This is a genomic window from Chengkuizengella axinellae, assembly GCF_030730905.1.
GTDB lineage: Bacteria > Bacillota > Bacilli > Paenibacillales > KCTC-33759 > Chengkuizengella > Chengkuizengella axinellae.
In genome coordinates, this window is sequence record NZ_JAVAMP010000010.1 from 1 (window position 1) to 15,282 (window position 15,282).

Sequence of the window (15,282 nt, forward strand, 5' to 3'; positions counted from 1 at the left end):
TAATACCTGTATATGTATATGTTTGATTTGACTTATTGGAGAGATACCCAAGTGGCTATAAGGGGCTCCTCTGCTAAGGGAGTAGTCGTGTAATGCGTGCGTGGGTTCGAATCCCACTCTCTCCGCCAGATCAATAATTGGATTTGTCGGTGTAGCTCAGCTGGCTAGAGCGTACGGTTCATACCCGTGAGGTCGGGGGTTCGATCCCCTCCACCGACACCAAAAAAATACTTGATTTAATGGACAAGATTGTGATAATATAAAAAAAGTCTTGTCTAAGAAATGAGGACGCTTAGCTCAGCTGGGAGAGCATCTGCCTTACAAGCAGAGGGTCGGCGGTTCGATCCCGTCAGCGTCCACCACACGCCGTTGTAGCTCAACTGGTAGAGCAACTGACTTGTAATCAGTAGGTTGGGGGTTCAAGTCCTCTCGACGGCACCATGTAATACTAGGAGCTGTGGTGTAGAGGCCTAACATGCCTGCCTGTCACGCAGGAGATCGCGGGTTCGAATCCCGTCAGCTCCGCCATTAAAGAAACACATAAGGGGTGATGAACCCAGCAGGGTTCGTTGAAGCATAAGCTTCGTAAGGAAATACTTCGCAGTCTCGTAACAAAGTGAAGAGTATCCCGTCAGCTCCGCCACTAAAGATAATTTAAACCTCACTTTAAGGGGTAAAGTTTGGCTCGATAGCTCAGTCGGTAGAGCAGAGGACTGAAAATCCTCGTGTCGGCAGTTCGATTCTGTCTCGAGCCACCATTTGCAAATTGAATATTTTGTGGAGGATTAGCGAAGTGGCCAAACGCAGCAGACTGTAAATCTGTTCCCATCGGGTTCGGTGGTTCGAATCCATCATCCTCCACCATTTGCGAGCCATTAGCTCAGTCGGTAGAGCACCTGACTTTTAATCAGGGTGTCGAAGGTTCGAATCCTTCATGGCTCACCATTTAATTAATAAATCAACTTCCTATAAGGAAGTTTTTTTGTATCTTCAATTAACAGTACAAACTAACAAATTTCCATATATCATCACATAACTTCATTCTCATAAATGTAGCATGTTGACCAATCCATCGATCATAAATATTAATTATACTCATAAAAAAGGTATGTTATTGTATTTATTTTAAAGATGGGAGGAATTTAGATGAGTGCTATTATTGGATTAGATTTAGGCAGAAGTTATGTAAAAGCATATACAGGTTCTAAAATATTTCATTTTCCTTCTATTATTGGAGAATGGCGTGACCGTAGATTATTAACTGATTATGGTGAGAATGCGATAGAATGTTATTTTAATGATGAGAAATTTTTTGTTGGTACCTTAGCGCAAAATGAATCAGAATTTTATAGAAGTATGATGACAGATAATAAATCTCATACGGATGCACGTTTGTTGGCATTAATATCAATTCACCGTGCAGCATTATCAGATAATATCTTAGTGGTTACAGGTCTGCCTGTTGCACAGCATAACGATACAAATAAAAAGAAATTGCAGGAGTTATTAGTGGGTTATTGGGAAATTGAAGTAAACGGTATTGAAAGAAATTTTCACATATCTGATGTAAAGGTGGCTGTTGAAGGTGGAGCTGCTTTTTGGTCATCACCTAAAGACGGTTTAATTAGAGTGGTTGATGGTGGAAGCAAAACGATTAATTATGTAACTATGATCAATAGACGATATGTTGATAGAGAATCTGGTTCGCTTCCTTTTGGGTTTGGAACCAATAAATCGGGTAATAATAAGGAGTTAGCAAATCGAATTGCTGGTGAAGTAAGTAAAAAGTGGGGAGATCTCGATGAAGTATGGGTTGTTGGTGGAAAAGCACGTGAATTAACCGCATTACTACAACCTTACTTTCCAAATGCTAAGCCAATGCAAAATCCACTTTATGCGAATGCCATTGGTTATTATCGAATTGGCAAAACAGTTGAGTCATGAGCTATAAGAGAAGAACGGTGTGTTTTAATCTGGAGAATCGTAGTGAAAATGACTTATATGAGTGGTGTATGGCTGAAAGTGATAATTTTAGTAAATTTGTAAGAGATATTTTATCCTTATATAAGGATAACCAAGCGTTAATAGAAACTAAACGAAATGATGCTTCAATTATTGATGAATTTATGATAAAGAATAAAATGAATGACGATGATAAGATGTATATGAATGATATTTTATAGCACGATCATTTTGAAATGTAAACCAGTAGTTGACACTTAGCTAAAAAATATGATAACATCAATGAGTCAATAATTTAATCATGCGCGTGTGGCGGAATTGGCAGACGCACTAGACTTAGGATCTAGCGTCTTACGACGTGGGGGTTCGACTCCCTTCACGCGCACCATCTTAAAAAATGATGATAATACAAATACAATTATCCTGAAGTCACCTATGGGTGATTTTTTTATTTTATTACTTCCAATACCATCACAACTCTGCTGAAATAGAGGAAAATAAAATTCTAGTTTTTCACGTAAAACAATTAATAACTTTTCTGCTCCTCCACCGGTTAATGAATGAACACGGTTTATGAGAAAAAATTCTCAGTCCTCTTAATTATCTTTGAAAAGTTTGATTTTTTCAATTAATTCCTATAACCCTGCTACTCTTCCTAAATTTTATACTGGACAAGTTTTTAAATTAATACATAATTAATATGAATGTAATTTATATTACAGATAAATGTAATGATTGTTTGTTACATTAAATGAAGAAAATATCCTTTGAGGAAAAGGTGTGAAAATAAATGAAGAAATATGATCTAATTGTAATTGGAGGAGGAGCAGGTGGTTTAACTGCTGCTGCTGGTGGAGCTAATTTTGGTGCGAAGGTTGCCTTAATTGATAAAGCATCTTTTGGTGGAGACTGTTTATGGACGGGATGTGTACCCACCAAATCTTTAATTCAATCCGCTAAAATAGTACAAACGGCGAAAAAAGCATCTCATCTTTTTGATTTGGAAGTAAGAGGTGTACCTAATTTTAAGGCAGCTAGAGACCGTTTAAATGAGTCCATCGCTACCATTCAAAAACATGATGATGATCAAAGATTTATTGATATGGGAATTGATGTTTATCATGGTTCAGCAACATTTAAAAATGAAAATGAAATTAAAATTAATGGTGAAACAACCATTAAAGGTAAACGTATTGTTATTGCAACAGGCTCAAGACCTATGATTCCTCCAATTGATGGTATCAAAGAAACAGGATATCTTACAAATGAAACTGCATTGCAGTTAGACAAACAACCTGAATCTTTATTGGTGGTAGGTGGAGGACCAATTGGTTTAGAATTTGCACAATCTTTCACCAGATTTGGAACGAAAGTCACTGTAGTGGAAATGGGGGCTACGATTTTAGGTAAAGAAGATTCCGACCTGGTTCCATACGTAATTGATTCTTTAAAAAGTGAAGGTGTGCAATTTATTACAGGTGCTAAAGTAGTGAAAACCGCTTTAACAAGTGCTGTCAAAGAAGTTACAATCGAACAAAACGATCAGCAATTTGTGTTAAAATTTGATGAGATTTTATTAGCTTCAGGCAGAGTTCCTAATTCAGATAAGCTTGAGCTTGAAAATACAGACATTAAGACAAATCGTGGGTATATTACAGTAAACAAAAAGCTGCAAACAAGCGTTCCTCATATATATGCAATTGGAGATGTAAACGGGTACTATCCTTTTACGCATAAAGCAGGTTATGAAGGTAAGTTAGTGGTTTCTAATGCCGTATTTGGCTTGAAGAGAAATGCTGATTATACTAATCTGCCATGGGTAACATATACAGATCCAGAGCTCTTCCACTTAGGATTAACAGAGGAAGAGGCAAGGAAATCTGGTAAAAAAATCAAAGTATATAAAACACCATTAGATGATGTGGATCGTTTTGTTTCAGATCATGAAACAAAAGGGTTAATTAAAATCATTGCAGATGAAAAAGGAGTTATTTTAGGAGCACATGCTGTAGGTCCTGGTGCAGGAGACTTTATGCAAGAGGTTGTTTTTGCTAAGCAGTTTGGACATAAAATTGGCTCCATATCCAATGTGATTCATCCTTATCCAACTCATGTTGGTGGTGTTCAAAGAACTGCGGATTTATATTGGAGAGAGAAACTGGCTTCAAGTTCTATAATGAATGTATTAAAAAATTATGTGAAATGGTTTAGATAAATGGAGGGGCTATAGATGAATAGGTCTATCAAAAAATTATTATTGTTTGCACTTCTTGTTGCTGTAGGAATTACAATATTATTTGTGTTTGATCTTCGACGATTTACACCCGAAAATATTAGAGATTTCATTTTATCATTTGGTGTATGGGCTCCTATATTATATATTTTTCTATACACAGTACGACCACTCATTTTTTTCCCAGCTATCGTATTAACCTTATCCGGAGGTTATACTTTCGGTCCATGGTGGGGAACTCTATACGATTTAATAGGAGCAACAATGGGAGCATGTTTGGCGTTTATTATCGCTAGAACCTTGGGGAGAGAAACTATAGAGCGTTGGTTAGGTGATAAAATAAAAAAAATGGATGATATTTCAGAGGAAAAAGGGTTCAAAACCATTTTATTTATTCGCTTAGTTCCACTAATTCCTTTTGATGTGATTAATTATGGAGCAGGTTTATCTAAGGTGAAACTGAAAGACTATGCACTAGCTACTTTGATTGGTATCCTGCCAGGTGCTTTTGCTTACAATTATCTCGGAGCCTCTTTTCATAATTTTTCAACTGAATTTTATTTTGCCATTGCACTAGTCCTTATATTAATGTTGGTGCCTACCATCTATAAATGGTCAAAAAAAAAGAAAAAATTAGCGAATATTAAAGGTTAGAATAGGGGATGTAAGCTTTGAATAAAAGGGTTATTATTTTATTGCTCCTGATCAGTATTTTAATGATTGTTTTATCTGGATGCGGTAATCAAAATCAAACAGAACAAACACAAACCAGTTCGGAAAATTTATTAGAAACTGAAACTGATTGGGAAACCATTTTGAAAGAGGCTGAAGGGCAGACTGTTAACTTTCATATGTGGGGTGGAGATGAGAGGTACAATCGTTATATTGATGAATTCATAGCACCGAAATTAAAAGAGTCAACTGGTGTTGTTTTAAATAGAGTAGCTATTCAAGATACAAAAGATGTCATGAATAAATTGAATAATGAGAAGTCTGCAAATAAAACAGATGGAACTGTAGATATCATATGGATCAACGGTGAGAATTTCAAACTTGCAAAAGAGAATGAACTGTTATGGGGTTCATTTGCATCACAATTGCCTAATGTGAATCAGTATGTAGATATTAATGCACCTGACATACAATTTGATTTTGGGCAAAATACAGAAGGGTATGAAGTTCCTTGGGGAAAAGCTCAGTTTGTTTTTATTTATGATGAGTCTAATATAACTCACCCTCCTACATCCTTTGAGGAGCTTGGTGAGTGGATGGAAGAAAACCCAGGGAAGTTTACGTATCCTGCGCCACCTGATTTTACAGGGAGTGCGTTTGTAAGGCAAGCACTATATGAAACTACAGGTGGATATGAACAATACTTGGAACCTGTAAACGATATAGAACAAGATTTCACTCCATTATGGAATTATTTAAATGAAATTGAGCCTAATCTATGGCGTAACGGGGAAACTTACCCTGAAAGCTTGGCTAAATTAGATCAGCTGTTTAGTAGTGGTGAAGTGTGGATGACAATGGCATATGATCCTGGAAAAGCATCCAGCCATATTGAACAAGGGTTGTTTCCAGACACGACTCGTACGTTTGTTTTAGATGGAGGTACAATATCGAATACACATTATTTATCCATTCCATATAATTCTAACCATCAAGCAGGGGCAATGGTAGCCATTAATTATTTGTTATCACCTGAGGCTCAGCTAGCAAAAATGGATCCAGAGCATTGGGGAGAAGGGATGGCATTAGATCCTTCTAAATTAGATGATGTTGATCAAAAGAAATTAGAGGAGCTTGATCTTGGTATAGCAACTTTGCCTGCGGAACAATTGGCTGAATTTAAAGTACCAGAGATTCCAGCAAATTATGTAAAAGTATTAGAGGAAGGTTGGTTTGAGTATGTTGCAAAAAGGTAATCCATATCTTTATGTATTACCTGCAGTACTTTTTATCTTAATATTTTTTTTCGGTGGGTTGTTTCAGGGTTTGCTACAAAGCTTTGGTATCACACCATATAATAAAGACTTGGTTTTTACTACCTTAGCTTATCAGGAGCTGCTTCAATCAGCAGACTTTTGGCAATCTCTCTTACTCACCTTTAGAGTATCATTTTTATCTACTATGTTATCTGGACTTCTTGGAATACTTTTTGCATTTATTTTATTTATAATGGCATTAAAGGGATATGATTCTAATACAGCTTCATTATTTTATCGTATTTTTCAGTATCCTTTAGTTATTCCTCATTTAGCTGCTGGGTATTTATTTTTACTGCTGCTGATGCAGAGTGGCTGGATTTCTAGAATTGGTTATCACTTTGGTTGGGTTGAAGAAATTCACCATTTTCCTATTCTTGTGAACGATACTTTTGGGTGGGGTATGATTTTAACTTACACATGGAAAGAAGCACCATTTATTACCTTGATGATCTATCCAGTTTTATTTAGAATTCATAAATCATGGTATGAAGTTGCAAGGTTGTATGGATCCAATACGAGAAAATTTATAAGCAATATTGCAGTACCACTTATTTTACCTGCTTGGTTGTCGTCTTTATTTATCGTATTTGCGTTCACCTTCTCCGCTTTTGAAATTCCATATTTGTTGGGTGTGACCTATCCTAGGCTGCTGCCCGTTTACTCATTTGAGTTATTTACACATGGAGGATGGATGGAACGTTCACAATCACTGGCATTAAATATTATATTGGCCTTCATTACAGCGATATTAGGCGGTTTATCTTATAAAATAAGCAAGAGATGGTTATTGAATGAAAGGAGGGGGTGGGAATAAGGCTAAAAAATATATGGACTCTATTTATCATCTTTTTTTTAATCTTGTTTTCATTCCCATTATTTGCGCTTATATTTACTAGTTTTGCTAAAGGCTGGAGATGGCCGATGCTTTTGCCAAGCGATTTTAGCTTGAGGGCCTGGGAGTATGTTTTTTCTCCTTCTGCAGGAACATGGGGAGCGATTGGAAGCAGTTTATGTATTGCTTGTATAGTAACACTAGTAAACATCTTAATCTGTTTACCAGCAGCAAATGTAATTGCACGAGTGAATTTTAAAGGAAAGATATGGGTAGAAGGCATTTTATACTCTCCTTTAATTATCCCGCCATTCATTACAGTGATGGGTATTCATATTACATTTATTCATTTAGGTTTAACTGAAACGATTTTGGGTGTTATTTTAGCTCATATTGCACCTACCTTACCTTATATGTTAAGGGCGCTCGTGATTAGTTATCAGACTTTGGGATTTAGCTGGGAGGAACAGGCTAAGATGCTTGGAGCGGGAACTCTAAATCGACTTCGATTTGTTTTGCTTCCACACCTTCTTCCAGGTATAGTTGCAGGTTCGAGTTTAACTCTGTTAGTTTCTTTAAGCCAATATTTAATAACGTTTCTAATTGGAGGAGGGCAGGTTGTTACACTGCCAATTATTTTATTTCCATTTATCAGCGGTGGGGATATAGCTATAGGTTCTGCGTATACGATTTTATTTGCTGGAATTGCATTGTTCTCTCTTTGGTTGATGAATAGTTTATTAAAAAGATATTATAAAACGCGTATCTTATTCATTAGATAGTGCAGGTTTTAGGTGGAGGATGTAATGGGTGACTTAGTAATTACAAAAATGAGCAAGAAATTTCAACATCAGATTACAGCAAACGATTCTAGTTCTAATCCTCCGTTTCAATTGCGATCCGCAGATCTAAAGATCCATGAAGGAGAATTTTTTGGAATAATAGGTCCTTCAGGATGTGGGAAAACTACACTTCTAAAATGTATCGCTGGATTAATTTCTCCAGATAAAGGCGAAATATTTTTAGGAAAAGAAAATGTAACACATGTCCTACCAGAGAAAAGACAGTTTTCTATGGTGTTTCAACAACCTTTGTTATTTCCACACATGAAGGTGATAGATAATGTTGCATTTGGATTAAAAATGCAGGGTATTAATAAAAAAATGCGTTGGAATAAAGCTAAAGACATGCTTCAATCTGTGGGTTTATCAGGTTATGAATATAGACATCCTTCCGAGTTGAGTGGTGGACAGCAGCAAAGGGTTTCATTAGCAAGGGCACTGCTTATGAATCCAAAAGTACTTTTTTTAGACGAACCATTCAGTGCATTAGATCCAGACTTACGTGAAGAGATGCGAGAATTGGTCAAACTGCTTCATCAAAAATTAAAAGTAACCGTATTATTAGTTACACATGACCGAGAGGAAGCCTTTCAATTAGCAGATCGACTAGCAATCATGGACGAAGGCAAGGTCTTGCAAATAGATAGTCCTAAACTATGTTATGAAAAGCCTGTGAATGTTCAGGTAGCCAAGTTTTTAGGTTCCAAGAATGTGATTGAAGGTGAAGTATCAGACGGAATATTTAGGGGAAAACATTTAGAAATAGCTTATACAAATTATGCTTTTTCAGAGAATAAAGGATGGATTATTATTCGTCCAGAGTTGTTAAAGAGAATACATTCTGAAATCATAAGTCGTGAAGAAGGAATATTTAACTTTACAGGTCGAATAACAGAAGTATCTTACCGTTCTGGATTTGTTCATTACAAAGTAAATGTACACGGACAAACACTTTATGTGATTGAATCAAACCAATCTGATCTGCCTGAAGTAAATGAACAGGTGACCTTGCAATTAAACATGAAAAAAGTACACTTTATTCCACAAATGGGGTCTTAAAAATTGTGGTGGTGGTTGAACAAAAAAAGTGTGAGGAGTGAGGATGATGTTAGATACACATGCTCGACATGTTGTGCAGCCATTCATTAAACGAACGGCCCAGTTATTATTAAATTTAGGATTAACAGCGAATCAAGTGACATGGATAGCGTTTCTTATAGGTGTAAGCACAGGTGTTTTCATCTATTTTGAGTTTATGGTTACAGCTGTGATTTTACTCTGGGTTTCAGGGTTTCTAGATGCAATTGACGGATCAATGGCTCGTGAGCAGAAGAAAACAACGGCTTGGGGTACGGTTATGGATATTACATTTGATCGTATTGTAGAGCTTTCTGTAATCATTGGATTAGCTGTAGCCTTTCCAGAGGCACAGTTTGTATTGTTGTTATTAACAGCATCGATTGTGTTTTCAATGACCGTATTTTTAACCGTGGGCGCCTTATCTGAGAAAAAAGGAATAAAATCTTTTTATTATCAAGCGGGTTTAGCTGAACGAACAGAAGGCTTTATTTTATTTTCAATGATGATCATATTGAATCATTGGCTGATATGGATCACCGTATTGTTTTTTATCGTTGAAATGTTTACGGCAATGCAACGTTTGCTGGAAGCTAGCAAAATATTGAAGGAATAGGTGTTTACTTAAAATAATTGGTAATTATTATAGTGATGCAATTTTTTTCTAGACCTATGATCATAAAAGTAGTAAATTTATATAATAGAAAAATGAATCTAACTAAGTGCTGATTTGAAACTGAATTCAAGTCAGCACTATTTTCATCTTCGAGAGACACCGATAGGAGTTTTTGTTCGTATGATATTGTAGAAGGAATTGAAAGGATTTAGTTATGAATAAAGTAAAAAATTGGCTTGCTTTGTTATTTGGCAAACGAATCTTTAAAACTGGATTATCGGTATTTATAACTGCAACCATATGTGAGTTATTAAATTGGCCAGTATTGTTTGCCATCATTGCAGCGATTGTAACAATTGAACCTACAGTTAACGCTTCAATCCAAAAAGGAAAAATACGTTTACCAGCAGCTGCTATGGGAGCTGGAGTGGCTATGTTTTTTGATTTTGCACTAGGACAAACCCCAATTTCCTATGCCTTAGCAGCTGTGATTACCATCTTATTGTGCCATAAGTTTCGTTGGGATGATGCTATTATCGTTGCTACATTAACCGCGGTAAATATGATAGCAATAACGGAAAACGATTTTTTTGTTAGTTTTATAACAAGAGTTGGAACTACATCTGTAGGCATTATTACTTCTGTTATAGTAAACTTTTTTGTGCTTCCACCTAATTTTATGGGGCAAATATCCAAGGCCAAAATTAATTTAATGTCGGATACTAAAGCGCTAGTAGATAAGATCATATCCTTTCAATTGGACCAAAAAGGAAATCTTGAAGATTTGGAAAAAACATTGTCTTCATTACAGAAGCGAGTCAGTCATACGATAAAATTAATAGATTACCAGAAGGAAGAATACCGCTATCATCGTTTCAAGAAAACAGAATATAAACTTTTAAAAAATTTACAAACAAAAATGAATCTTTTAGATAAAATAAATCATCATGTAGCGGATCTATTGTATTTAACTTCTGAGCATCAATGTATTCAGAAAAATGATAAGGATGTTTTAAAGAAGGCTTGGCGTGATATAGCGTTATATTTTGATTGGCAGCAAAAAAACGGTGAAAAGACGTATGAGATTCATCAAAATATTTCAGCTCTCTTTTATATATTACATCGACAGATTGATGTTGAGAAAACGGAAGATTATATGGATAAAAGCAGCTCCATAGCGTATGAGTTGCTGGCGATTCATTCTTTGATCTGCAAAAAGTCATTTTTTAAACCAACCGAAACAAGTTAAAAACACCTTACTTTACCTTCGCAAATGTAGTCAAAAAAACCGTGATGCTTTATGATGAAAGCAATATTCACGGTATGAAATTGAAATATCATTCATTTCCAGATATAAATTGATTTGAATCACTTGTTAGGGGATTTACAGGAAAATATACTTGAGGTTTTTGAGTTGTGTATATATCGTTTCCTCTTAATATTTTTAATTGCTCCCATTCTATTTGAATGATAGAAAAGAAGTTGCTCATCATAGCTTGAATATCAGATTTATTTAGTTTCATGTTTTGTTTGGCTTCATTTATTAATAAAAAAACGAGGGTTCGTAAATAATCTTTAACACTTTCATCAGCATTCATACCTAATTTAGTTGCAATAAAAGTATGCGTGGCAGCTAATGACAATCGGCTGTTATCGTCTGCTTCTACTTTAAAGAAACTAAAATCCAACCAAGGATATAGTTTTTTAGACAATGTCAGCAATATTTTTCTTAAATGAAAAGTTGAGGGATCATTTTCATTGAGGGATTGGCACAAATATTTATTTAGTTTCCATACATTATTTAAATCATTTATTTGGAAAGATTCATACATACATTTTATCATTAATCCATGAAACTTAATAAAATGATGATCGATTAAATGTGACAAATATTGCTGTAAATCAGTTAGGGAATGCAATTCATCTTTTTGTAAATATTTAATGATCTCGGAATAATAAGGGGTTAATTCCACAGCTGCTTCTGGTTTTAATGTTCGGACATAAAACAATAGTTTTGTATCATTCCTCATTGCTCTCACCTCCTATATATATGACATTTACATAACATAAAACCCAAGGGTATATTTATATGTCATTAATATTAACATTAACATTTGGTTATTACACTGCGCCAAACTAAAATTCCATAAAAAAACCTATCAATTAACACATATGCGTTATGTTATATAACATGTTGTGCTGAGGGTAATGAAACACCTGCTGTATGACAGTCCCTTTTCTTCAAGGAGGAGGCAACAGCTTAATTTCAAAGTGACTAGCGATATATCAGTACTTCCTGTAATAGTCTAACTTTCAGCGGGTACTGAAAGAAAGATTCTATTTATCATATTCAAGTTTGATTTATTTGAATGTGTACTTGTCTTAGTGTGATTACATCAATTTTTATGTTATCGTATGAGCTATTGTTATTTCGGAAAAACTAACGATCATTGAGATGTAAGAGGATGTGATCGTTATTTTGTTTTACCTTCTCCCATTTATAGTAGCGTTTGGAACAGTATATGCATTGGTGCCAGTAATGAAGGATGCTGCCATAAAAATAAAGTTTGTGGATCAACCGAGCAAAAGAAAAATACATCATTCCCCTATTCCTTTAATGGGTGGGGTAATCATATATGTTGGTTGTATATGTTCCATGTTGATTTTTGATGGGCTTTCGACTAGAACTTTATCTTTGTTGATTGGAGGAACAACCTTATTATTGGTTGGGCTATTGGATGACTGGTACAAAACAAAAGGGTTAGATTTTCCTGTAATGCCTAGAATTATTATTTATCTTTTGGCATCGTCCATTCCAATTTTTTTCGGATTAAAAATTGAAGGGATCACAAATCTAACGGGGGAGGGTATGATTTTTTTTCCAAACTGGATTGGTTGGATAGTGACGATAACCTGGGTTTTTTGCATCACAAATATGGTCAACTTTATTGATGGAGTAGATGGTTTAGCGACAGGAATAGTTACGATTTCGGCAAGTACTTTGTTTGTAGTATCTATCCTAATAGATCAGCAGGGATCAGCCACTATGGCCATCATCATCGTGGCATGCTGTTTAGCTTTTCTTGCATATAATTTTTATCCTGCAAAAATTTTTATGGGGGATGCAGGCGCTATCTTCTTAGGTTATGCACTGGCTATTCTTTCATTGGATGGAGCATTAAAAAGTGCGACCATGGTATCCATTATTGTATCTGTATTTGCAATTGGCGTTCCTATATTTGATACGATTTTTGTGTTGATTAGAAGACTAATTCAGAACAAAGGGCTGCACAAAGCAGATAATCTTCATACTCATCATAGTTTAATGAAATGGGGACTTACTCAGATCCAAACGGTATCTTTTTTATATTTAATTGGTGTTGTTTTTTCCCTAATGTCTATTATAATATTCTTAGTTTTCAAATAAGAAATGTTCAGTACCGGCAAAAGTAATAGGACTTAACATTATACTTTTTTGCTTTATTTTTGTGGTAATTAAAAAATGGATTGACAATATTCTTGTTTCAGTGTTAAGGTTATATAGAATTTTTAATATGAAATTTTTAGTAAAGGAGGGTTTTTAATGAACTTCATGACAATGTTATTTCAAAAGTTTGATTCAAGAGTTGATTTTAGAACATATCATATCGATTTAGAGACCTCTCCATCGGTGGATTTATTTTAATAAATAAATAATCCATTACACTCAAATAAACGATGGCGCAGGTCACTATTGATCTGTGCCTTTTTATTTTCTTTTTTAAAAAAAGGCATTATCATCCATTGGTATTGCCTTTTTTGTTTTTTCTAAAATAGTAAAATTATAGAAGAAAAATGTTGAATTTAACAATAAAGGAGTGATTGTATTTTTTAAGGGGGTGGTTTTAAGGAAAAAGAGCTTGAGTTTATGGATTTGTATGGTAACATGAAATATGAAAAAACAAACATATGTTCTCATTATTGAGAAAGGGGGATAAAACTTGTTTTCTGTATTAGTGAAGTTGGGATGGTTTTTTAAAAGACATTGGATTCGTTACACTATTGCGATATTTTTGCTCATCTTAGTAGGTGTATTGGAAATCATTCCACCAAAATTGTTAGGGGTAGCCGTAGACTATATTCAAAATGGTACTCTGACATTCAATAAATTGCTTGAATTGATTTTAATTTTAGGTGGATTGGCAATTGTAATCTATGTGATTACTTATGTATGGATGTATCAATTGTTTGGTGGTTCATTTCTTGTTGAACGTACAAAACGCTCTAGACTTATGAAACATTTATTGAAAATGACGCCTACATTTTATGAAAAAAATAAAACAGGGGACTTGATGGCTCGAGCAACAAATGATTTAAAGGCAATATCCATGACGGCTGGTTTTGGGGTTCTGACACTAGTGGATTCCTCTATTTATGCCGCAGTCATCTTATTGTCAATGGGTTTTATGATTAGCTGGAAACTCACTTTTGCAGCCATTATTCCGTTGCCGCTAATGGCGCTCGCAATGAATAAATACGGTAAGGTTTTGCATGAAAGATTTACAGAAGCTCAAAATTCATTCGGTGAGATGAATGACCAAGTGCTTGAATCGATTGCAGGTGTTCGTGTAGTTCGGGCTTATGTGCAGGAAAGAGCGGATCAAGGAAGGTTTGCTGCAGCAACAACCGATGTTTACAACAAAAATATATCCGTAGCGAAGGTTGATTCACTGTTTGAGCCAACCATAAAGATATTAGTAGGATGCAGTTACTTGATTGGATTAGGTTATGGGAGTTACCTAGTATTTCATAATGAGCTTACTTTAGGAGAGCTTGTTACATTCAATATTTATTTAGGTATGATGATCTGGCCGATGTTTGCGATTGGTGAATTGATCAATGTGATGCAACGTGGGAATGCTTCTTTGGATCGTGTGAGTGAAACACTTTCATATGAGCCGGATGTTAGGGATAAGGAGCAGACGATAAAAGTAGCTGAAGCTAAAGATATTAAATTTAAGAATGTTACTTTCAGATATCCTTCATCAACTTTTGATAATTTAAAAGATGTATCATTCTCACTTGGACGTGGAGAAACACTGGGTATTGTAGGTAAAACAGGTAGCGGTAAAACCACTTTGTTAAAGCAGTTGCTGCGTGAATATCCTCTTGGAAGAGGCAATGTTACAATTTCTGAAACCTCCATTGAAGATATGTCACTCCATGATTTAGGGAAATGGATTGGATATGTGCCACAAGAACAAATTTTATTTTCAAAGACAGTTCGCGAAAATATCTTGTTTGGAAAAAGTGAGGGGAATGAAAGAGAGATTGAAAAGGCGTTGGAACTCGCTTCATTTAAAAGTGACCTTAATACCCTACCTGAAGGACTAAAAACATTAGTTGGAGAGAAGGGGGTTGCCTTATCAGGAGGTCAGAAACAAAGAGTTTCCATCGCTAGGGCGATTATTGCAAATCCAGAAATACTTATTCTTGATGATGCATTATCCGCTGTAGATGGCAAAACAGAAGCGAGAATTATAAGCAATTTACAAAGAGAACGAAAAGGAAAAACAACGCTCATATCTACACATCGATTATCAGCTATCCAGCATGCGGATTGCATTCTTGTATTGGATAATGGAGAGATTGTACAACAAGGTACACACGAACAATTAGTTAAAGAAGATGGTTGGTATAAGGAGCAGTACGAACGTCAACAGCTAGATGGCGAGGAATAGAAAGAGGTG

13 protein-coding genes and 9 tRNA genes are annotated in these 15,282 nt (G+C 35.3%); 21 read left to right on the plus strand and 1 reads right to left on the minus strand.

Annotation, left to right across the window (positions count from 1 at the left end; translation table 11 throughout):
- Positions 1 to 37 precede the first annotated feature (37 nt).
- The 19 genes from Q5Y73_RS16905 to Q5Y73_RS16995 all read left to right on the plus strand — a co-directional run bounded on the left by Q5Y73_RS16905 (position 38) and on the right by Q5Y73_RS16995 (position 10,802).
- A tRNA-Ser gene (locus Q5Y73_RS16905) sits at positions 38 to 128 on the plus strand.
- Between the two features lie 17 nt (positions 129 to 145).
- A tRNA-Met gene (locus Q5Y73_RS16910) sits at positions 146 to 222 on the plus strand.
- Between the two features lie 64 nt (positions 223 to 286).
- A tRNA-Val gene (locus tag Q5Y73_RS16915) sits at positions 287 to 362 on the plus strand.
- 3 nt (positions 363 to 365) lie between these two features.
- Positions 366 to 441, plus strand: a tRNA-Thr gene (locus tag Q5Y73_RS16920).
- Between the two features lie 10 nt (positions 442 to 451).
- Positions 452 to 528 (plus strand) — tRNA-Asp (locus Q5Y73_RS16925).
- Positions 529 to 682: 154 nt separating this feature from the next.
- Positions 683 to 758 (plus strand) — tRNA-Phe (locus Q5Y73_RS16930).
- Between the two features lie 21 nt (positions 759 to 779).
- Positions 780 to 864: transfer RNA gene (locus tag Q5Y73_RS16935), tRNA-Tyr, on the plus strand.
- A gap of 5 nt (positions 865 to 869) precedes the next feature.
- Positions 870 to 945: transfer RNA gene (locus tag Q5Y73_RS16940), tRNA-Lys, on the plus strand.
- A 201-nt stretch (positions 946 to 1,146) separates the two neighbouring features.
- Positions 1,147 to 1,944, plus strand: coding sequence for a ParM/StbA family protein (locus Q5Y73_RS16945; RefSeq protein WP_305993102.1), 798 nt, complete (start codon positions 1,147 to 1,149; stop codon positions 1,942 to 1,944).
- Between the two features lie 68 nt (positions 1,945 to 2,012).
- Positions 2,013 to 2,183 (plus strand): hypothetical protein, encoded by a 171-nt coding sequence (locus Q5Y73_RS16950; RefSeq protein WP_305993103.1) that lies wholly within the window; start codon positions 2,013 to 2,015, stop codon positions 2,181 to 2,183.
- Positions 2,184 to 2,265: 82 nt separating this feature from the next.
- Positions 2,266 to 2,350: transfer RNA gene (locus Q5Y73_RS16955), tRNA-Leu, on the plus strand.
- A 402-nt stretch (positions 2,351 to 2,752) separates the two neighbouring features.
- Complete coding sequence (locus Q5Y73_RS16960) at positions 2,753 to 4,177, plus strand: dihydrolipoyl dehydrogenase family protein (RefSeq protein WP_305993104.1); 1,425 nt, start codon at positions 2,753 to 2,755, stop codon at positions 4,175 to 4,177.
- A 15-nt stretch (positions 4,178 to 4,192) separates the two neighbouring features.
- The gene (locus tag Q5Y73_RS16965; protein WP_305993105.1) at positions 4,193 to 4,849 is read left to right on the plus strand and encodes a TVP38/TMEM64 family protein; all 657 of its coding nucleotides are present in this window, start codon (positions 4,193 to 4,195) and stop codon (positions 4,847 to 4,849) included.
- A 17-nt stretch (positions 4,850 to 4,866) separates the two neighbouring features.
- Positions 4,867 to 6,123 (plus strand): ABC transporter substrate-binding protein, encoded by a 1,257-nt coding sequence (locus tag Q5Y73_RS16970; RefSeq protein ID WP_305993106.1) that lies wholly within the window; start codon positions 4,867 to 4,869, stop codon positions 6,121 to 6,123.
- Positions 6,107 to 7,000, plus strand: a complete 894-nt coding sequence (locus Q5Y73_RS16975) for an ABC transporter permease (RefSeq protein ID WP_305993107.1) — start codon at positions 6,107 to 6,109, stop codon at positions 6,998 to 7,000. Before Q5Y73_RS16970 ends, Q5Y73_RS16975 begins: the two co-directional genes overlap by 17 nt.
- A 107-nt stretch (positions 7,001 to 7,107) precedes the next feature.
- A complete protein-coding gene (locus tag Q5Y73_RS16980) occupies positions 7,108 to 7,800 on the plus strand; it encodes an ABC transporter permease (protein ID WP_305993108.1) in 693 nt (230 codons plus the stop codon).
- Between the two features lie 24 nt (positions 7,801 to 7,824).
- A complete protein-coding gene (locus Q5Y73_RS16985) occupies positions 7,825 to 8,919 on the plus strand; it encodes an ABC transporter ATP-binding protein (protein WP_305993109.1) in 1,095 nt (364 codons plus the stop codon).
- A gap of 46 nt (positions 8,920 to 8,965) precedes the next feature.
- Positions 8,966 to 9,553, plus strand: coding sequence for a CDP-alcohol phosphatidyltransferase family protein (locus Q5Y73_RS16990; protein WP_305993110.1), 588 nt, complete (start codon positions 8,966 to 8,968; stop codon positions 9,551 to 9,553).
- Between the two features lie 214 nt (positions 9,554 to 9,767).
- Positions 9,768 to 10,802: an FUSC family protein gene (locus tag Q5Y73_RS16995; protein ID WP_305993111.1), complete on the plus strand. Its 1,035-nt coding sequence runs from the start codon at positions 9,768 to 9,770 to the stop codon at positions 10,800 to 10,802.
- Between the two features lie 88 nt (positions 10,803 to 10,890).
- Here Q5Y73_RS16995 and Q5Y73_RS17000 read toward each other — a convergent pair whose 3' ends face one another.
- A complete protein-coding gene (locus Q5Y73_RS17000) occupies positions 10,891 to 11,583 on the minus strand; it encodes a hypothetical protein (protein WP_305993112.1) in 693 nt (230 codons plus the stop codon).
- A 449-nt stretch (positions 11,584 to 12,032) separates the two neighbouring features.
- Between Q5Y73_RS17000 and Q5Y73_RS17005 the strand changes: the two genes are divergently transcribed.
- Positions 12,033 to 12,980, plus strand: a complete 948-nt coding sequence (locus Q5Y73_RS17005) for an MraY family glycosyltransferase (RefSeq protein ID WP_305993113.1) — start codon at positions 12,033 to 12,035, stop codon at positions 12,978 to 12,980.
- Between the two features lie 553 nt (positions 12,981 to 13,533).
- Positions 13,534 to 15,273: an ABC transporter ATP-binding protein gene (locus Q5Y73_RS17010; protein WP_305993114.1), complete on the plus strand. Its 1,740-nt coding sequence runs from the start codon at positions 13,534 to 13,536 to the stop codon at positions 15,271 to 15,273.
- Positions 15,274 to 15,282: the final 9 nt, after the last annotated feature.

Coding starts and splice junctions, on each gene's coding strand:
- Q5Y73_RS16945 (WP_305993102.1), top strand. CDS start 1,147: ATGAGTGCTATTATTGGATTAGATTTAGGCAGAAGTTATGTAAAAGCA.
- Q5Y73_RS16950 (WP_305993103.1), top strand. CDS start 2,013: ATGGCTGAAAGTGATAATTTTAGTAAATTTGTAAGAGATATTTTATCC.
- Q5Y73_RS16960 (WP_305993104.1), top strand. CDS start 2,753: ATGAAGAAATATGATCTAATTGTAATTGGAGGAGGAGCAGGTGGTTTA.
- Q5Y73_RS16965 (WP_305993105.1), top strand. CDS start 4,193: ATGAATAGGTCTATCAAAAAATTATTATTGTTTGCACTTCTTGTTGCT.
- Q5Y73_RS16975 (WP_305993107.1), top strand. CDS start 6,107: ATGTTGCAAAAAGGTAATCCATATCTTTATGTATTACCTGCAGTACTT.
- Q5Y73_RS16980 (WP_305993108.1), top strand. CDS start 7,108: ATGCTTTTGCCAAGCGATTTTAGCTTGAGGGCCTGGGAGTATGTTTTT.
- Q5Y73_RS16985 (WP_305993109.1), top strand. CDS start 7,825: ATGGGTGACTTAGTAATTACAAAAATGAGCAAGAAATTTCAACATCAG.
- Q5Y73_RS16990 (WP_305993110.1), top strand. CDS start 8,966: ATGTTAGATACACATGCTCGACATGTTGTGCAGCCATTCATTAAACGA.
- Q5Y73_RS16995 (WP_305993111.1), top strand. CDS start 9,768: ATGAATAAAGTAAAAAATTGGCTTGCTTTGTTATTTGGCAAACGAATC.
- Q5Y73_RS17000 (WP_305993112.1), bottom strand. CDS start 11,583: ATGAGGAATGATACAAAACTATTGTTTTATGTCCGAACATTAAAACCA.